Here is a 5,228-nt window from a genome sequence, read left to right as displayed (position 1 = left end):
CGAACGCCGCCGAAGGCCGCCTTGATCATGAACTGGCCCCATGCGGCCTGCGCTGCGGCGACGCCTTCCAGGGCCGCGTCGACCTTCTCGGCCACCATCCGGTGGGCCTCGCGCGCCTTGTCGATCGGCTCGCCCGTAGGCGACAACATACTGTGCGTGCGCGCTGCGATGGTGAGCGCCGCATCGAGCCCGGAGCGCATGTTGGCCTTGGCGATCGCCACCGATGTTCCAGCCAGACTCTTCGACACCATTTTGACGTGTCCCCGCGCGACGCCTCGGCCCGCGCCTCGAAGCGGCGTCGCAAAAGTTTAACATGGGCGAACTTGCTTGCCTCGGCAAGTCCGCCTTCCGTACCGTTGACAACGCTGTTCGCATGAACGCTGTTCCAAACTCAATGTCACGGAGCCGCCCTTTGAGCCGCGCGCCTGTCGTTCTCGCGTTCATCGCTTCGCTCATGGGCGCAGCCGGCGTCGCCCTGGCGGCGGCCGCTGCGCACCAGAACGGCGGCGACCTCGGCCGGACGGCGGCGCTGTTTCTTCTCCTGCACGCGGCGGCCTGCCTCGGAATCGCCGCGCATGCGCAGCTCGCGCCGTCACGCGCGCTCGTCGCCGCAGGCTTCGTCATGGCGGCGGGCGCCGCCCTGTTCTCGGCCGATCTCGCCAAAAGCGCCTTCACCGGCGAGCGGTTCTTCCCCATGGCCGCGCCGATCGGCGGCTCGACCATGCTCATGTCGTGGGTCGCGCTCATCGCGATCTTCGCCTGGGCGGCGCGGCGCTGACGGCGCCGTTCGGACCCCGTTCGGACCCGCTTCGGCGCTCTTCGACATGCGTTCGGCGCCCATTCGGCGCGCGAGAACCGGCCCTTGTTCACCCGTGTTTTCAACATTTTCAACGGCTTATTCCGCAGTTTGGGCAAAAAATGCAAGTGCCGTCGACCCCGCGGCGTCCCGTTGTAGGGCCGGGTCGCTGAATCGGCCGCGGCGCAGTCGGCGACCGCGCCAACCACCACGCGCGCCATCCGGCGTTGTTGGCGATCGTGTCCGTTTCGCTTGCCCTTTCCTGCGCAAGAATTCCTCAAAACAGAATCATAGCATTATTTTCTGTTTTTGGGAATTCTTTCCCGCTGGACTGGGCTCGCTGCGGCGCCGCGTCGGGACAACCGGCCAAAGTTCGACTGGACAGAGGGGGTCTCCGTCGCCATAGTCCCGCGCGCGCCGGCGATCCGGCGCGTTTTTCGTCGACCGGCGGCCTTGCGATGGACCTGAAGCTGTTTCTGCTGCGATTCGTCACCTGGTGGAACGGGGCGACCCTCAACACCCTTTTCTACACCCACCGCCACGGCGTGCTCGTCGGGCACGACCAGTTCGGCAACGCCTATTACCGGAAGCCGGGCATCGATCCGGCGCTGGGCTTCGAGCGGCGCTGGGTGATCTACAACGGCGTCTCGGAAGCCTCCATGACGCCTCCAGGCTGGAACGGCTGGCTGCACCATACCGTCGACGTGCCGCCGACCGAAGAGGACTACGAGCCCCACCCCTGGGAGCAGCCGCACATGGCCAACCCGACCGGCACGCCGGCCGCGATTCGGCCCAAGGGCTCGACGCTGAACCGCGGCCCCCGCCAGCCGAGCACCGGCGACTACGAGGCGTGGAGTCCGGGGGCCTGAGCCGCGCCTTCATTCCGCCGTCGTTGACCATCAGATCGGCCCCCATGAGTTTGCCGTTCGTTTCCGTTGCGCGCGCGAGGGGCGCCCTTTTGGCCGCCGCGCGCCGGGCAGCGCCGTTCGCCGCCGCGCTTACACTGCTCGCCGCCCCCGCCCGCGCCGACAAGATCGCCAATCCGGTCGCCGTATTCAACGGCCTCGACAAGATCACCGGCCGCATCATCACCTTCGAGGTGACGCTGAACGAAACCGTGCAGTTCGGCACGCTGCAGGTCACGCCGCGCGTCTGCTATTCGCGCCCCCCGACCGATCCGCCTCGCACTGACGCCTTCACCCAGGTCGACGAGATCAACGAAGAACACCAGTTCAAGCGGATCTTCTCCGGCTGGATGTTCGCCGACAGCCCCGGCCTGCACGGCGTCGAGCATCCAATCTACGACGTGTGGCTGGTGGATTGCAAAGGCGGCACGACCGTCATCAAGGAGGCGCCGCAGGTCAACGCCTCGGCGACCGACACGGACAACCCGGACGCTGCGCCCGACGCCAACGCGCCCGCCTCGCCACAGGTCGAGCCTCCGCCCCCGCCGAAGAAGAAGCCGAAGCCGAAGGCGCCCGCCGTGGTCGCGGCCCCGCTGCCGGCGCCCGAAGGCGACAACGCGCCGCTCGACCTCGGCGGGGCGAACGGCCCGGGCAACGCCCGCGGGCGCTAGCGGGCGCGCAACAGGGGGCAGCGAAGGTGCGGCGCGCGGCCTTGGCGCCTTCTTCCTCACACTGGCCTGAGCAAACGCCTTGGGCTGTCCGTCAGGCTCGGGCCGCCCGAATCCCGCGGCAGATGGGCCTTGATCCAGGCGTTCGCGGCCGCGGGCCCCCTATCCCAGACCTCTTGCGGCGTGCAGGCGAAGACGAGTTCATAGGCCTCGCCGCGCGATCCGCCGAGCAGGCGTTCCTCGTACCATTCGATCCAGACGTCCCAGTCTTCGTCCCGCGGGAGCGCCGCTTTCAGACTCCGCCAATCGTGCCTCCACCAGTTAGGGAGGCTTTGGCGCCAGAGAGGCAGCTCAGCTAGCTTGCGCGCGCCGAGCGTTTGCAACGCAGAAGCGTCCAAGCGAATTTCCATCCGTAGGGCCGCGTCGGCGGCGGCGGCGGCGGCGGCGTAGGCTGCCGCGAACGGGGCTGGGTCTTCGAACGGAGCGGCGAGGGGCCCGGCAAGGGCGGAATCCGGGCTGGCGATGTTAGCGACGGCAGCGGCGTAGGCAGCGGCGCTGAGAGCCAATGCGCCGGACTGGTGCGCCGCGGCGGCGTTTTCGGCGGCGGCAAGCGCGATCGTGCGCAACTCGCTGGAATGGTCTGGATATTTGGCGACAACTCGAGCCAGCGCGGCGGCTCGAAGGATTGCGCCTGTTGAAGTAAGAAACCGGGACGTCCCTTTTGCGTTGCATCCTTTCGGCGCGTCACGACCCCAGCACGCTGCCAGTCGCAAGGCCGCCCGCGCCGCGATCGCGGCCGTGAACTGAGGGATTTGCTTCGTGAGCCAATCCTGAAGCGACTCGTGTTCTTTGGTCTCGTACTCCCAAGCGGACCGGTCCATCCCGCGCCGCAGCGAACCAGGCCAGGCCGGCAAGAGTGGCGACAGCAGCGATCTCGTCTGCCGCCCTGTCTTCAGCGCCGTCGCATCCGCCGCGATTTCCACGATCTCGTCCGCCGCGTCGAGCATTTGTCGGTCCCGCTCTCCGGCGTCGTAGCTTGAAAAAGGCCTGCCTCCGAGCGGCCGCACATCCTCGGGGCGCGCTAAGTCGACCGCATCTTCGGGTGTCGGCGCCAGCAGGAGCGGATAAAGATAGACTCCCTCGCCCTTGGCCTGGCGCTCGCGGATAATTGCGATTTGTCTGCCAACGGGCGCCTCGAACGCGAGCCAATGAGGCGAAACGAGGGGGACAAACATATCGCAGGCGCGCAGCTTGCGCTGGACTTCCGGATCCAGATCCGCGCTGGCTGAGAGCGGCTCCGCCCAGATTTCGAACACCCCGATCTCGACGGCCGCTCGCAGATGCCCGGTCACAAAGGAGAGCCACTTGACCTCGCCGTCGAACGGCTTTTCCGGTTCGTCGGCCTGGGCGTAGCTAAGAAAGATGATCGGCTTATGAGGAGGCGCTGGCATGAAACGTCGTGGTTCAGATTGCTCCGGGCAGAGACTGAACCCAAAACCTTGCCTCCACAATGACTGGGACGTCGTTTCAGAGCGGGGCTACGCGAACGATTGAGCCGAGCGGCTATCGATTGGCGCACTCGCCGCGTCGTCGCCAATGTCCGGTCTTTGCGCGAAGCGGCCATCGACAGAGGCGGTTTCGAATGATCGCTTGCGCGGGAGCGCGCCGGTCGGGGGCGATCACGCTTCACGACCACCGAGGCCAACTCGATCGTCGCGTTGATCCATATCAAGGCCATGCCGGTCATCCTGACGACATAGGCCGAGGTGAACCTATGGCCGACGAAACGCCCGCGCGCTGCCGCTGCAACGGCCGTCACCGGATGACGCGTTACATTGTCAAAGTGAGACTAAGAGAGAGGGCCGCGGGCGAGCGCGGTCCATTTTACGGGATTCAGAATAAATGGCCCAGAACTATTCCCGTAAGGACCATTATTCCGATCACGAACATCCAGCCGTTGATGTCACGCCCTTGGAACATCAGCGTATACTCCATGGCAGTATGCACCGATCCGAGTTGGTACGGTAACGGATCTTGTACCGTACTTTCGCGCACCAACCGAAGTTGTGATAAGCGCGTGTGCTCTTAGCATGTAACGCTCGCCAGACCGGTGCAGTTCCTCATCATTCCGGCGAAACGACTTCTCTCGGCCATAGGGGCCCAGTTCACAGACCTCGCATCGCCCTCCTAAACGCCAATTCTCTAGCCAATGCCGTGCGGCGTCACGGATCTCGCCCCCGGCTGCGTACGCCGCTTCAAACGCCGCCCCGAGCGAACCGAAACGACTTAGCTCTTCCGAATGGACGATAAAGTTGGGTGCATCTTGCGCACGGACAATGGAGACGCGGCGGGCCATGCGTTCAAGTTTCCTCTGGTCCGCTCGGTCGCAAAACGCGCCGGCGACCTGGTCTTACCCTCTGGGGGACGGCAACGCTGACACCCTTCCGGAGTGGCCTCGCTGCCTTAAGTGCTCAATGTAAACACCGGTCATCTTCTTAGCTACTCACAAATAAGAGGAGGTCAAAACATGAACATAAGTGTTTATTAGCCTTCTACAGCGAATGGCTGTGGCGAGATCCTCTGTTTCCACGAACGGTCGCGACCCGCGTGGGGCCTCGCAAGACGCGTCCGTCACTGCTCGACCTGGGCGACGCCCGTTTGCGTGAGCAGAGCCAGGTTGCCCTCGATGCACCAGTTGTCGGTGATGCGGCCGTTCGTGATCTTCAAGAGGTCGGTGGCAAGGAAATCGATCGCCTGGCCCTGGCCCTTTGTCTTGCCGAAGGTTCCGGTGAAGTGGCCCTTGAAGTCCATGTGGACGGTCCGTATTCGCCGGCCACGATCATTTTCCTGACCTCGACG

Annotated in this window: 6 protein-coding genes; 3 read left to right on the top strand and 3 right to left on the bottom strand. The window is 65.0% G+C overall.

From position 1 onward, the window contains the following. Positions 1-221: hypothetical protein (locus tag ACLP25_RS00145; protein WP_442467225.1), on the bottom strand; the 221-nt coding region annotated here is incomplete at its 3' end. Between the two features lie 191 nt (positions 222-412). On the opposite strand from ACLP25_RS00145, the gene ACLP25_RS00140 reads away from it, so the two are divergent. The 3 genes from ACLP25_RS00140 (at position 413) to ACLP25_RS00130 (ending at position 2,372) form a co-directional block, all read left to right on the top strand. Further along, positions 413-778 (top strand): DUF423 domain-containing protein, encoded by a 366-nt coding sequence (locus ACLP25_RS00140; protein WP_442467224.1) that lies wholly within the window; start codon positions 413-415, stop codon positions 776-778. Between the two features lie 482 nt (positions 779-1,260). After that, entirely contained in the window at positions 1,261-1,665 is a 405-nt protein-coding gene (locus ACLP25_RS00135; RefSeq protein ID WP_442467226.1) for an NADH:ubiquinone oxidoreductase subunit NDUFA12, read from the top strand. Positions 1,666-1,709: 44 nt separating this feature from the next. After that, on the top strand, positions 1,710-2,372 hold the full coding sequence (locus ACLP25_RS00130) for a DUF2155 domain-containing protein (RefSeq protein ID WP_442467223.1): 663 nt from the start codon (positions 1,710-1,712) through the stop codon (positions 2,370-2,372). 56 nt (positions 2,373-2,428) lie between these two features. Here ACLP25_RS00130 and ACLP25_RS00125 read toward each other — a convergent pair whose 3' ends face one another. Together ACLP25_RS00125 and ACLP25_RS00120 are read right to left on the bottom strand one after the other, a co-directional pair. Next, positions 2,429-3,820 (bottom strand): hypothetical protein, encoded by a 1,392-nt coding sequence (locus ACLP25_RS00125; RefSeq protein ID WP_442467222.1) that lies wholly within the window; start codon positions 3,818-3,820, stop codon positions 2,429-2,431. Positions 3,821-5,000: 1,180 nt separating this feature from the next. Then, a partial coding sequence (locus ACLP25_RS00120; protein WP_442467221.1) for an ester cyclase occupies positions 5,001-5,228 on the bottom strand: 228 nt, incomplete at its 5' end.

It is taken from the genome of Roseiarcus sp. (genome assembly GCF_052145395.1).
Lineage (GTDB): Bacteria > Pseudomonadota > Alphaproteobacteria > Rhizobiales > Beijerinckiaceae > Roseiarcus.
The sequence above is the reverse complement of the archived record's forward strand: the minus strand, read 5'-3'. Positions and strand labels throughout refer to the sequence as shown.

Bases quoted from the DNA above. Each gene is read 5' to 3' on its own strand.
- ACLP25_RS00130 (WP_442467223.1), top strand. From the start codon at position 1,710: ATGAGTTTGCCGTTCGTTTCCGTTGCGCGCGCGAGGGGCGCCCTTTTG.
- ACLP25_RS00125 (WP_442467222.1), bottom strand. From the start codon at position 3,820: ATGCCAGCGCCTCCTCATAAGCCGATCATCTTTCTTAGCTACGCCCAG.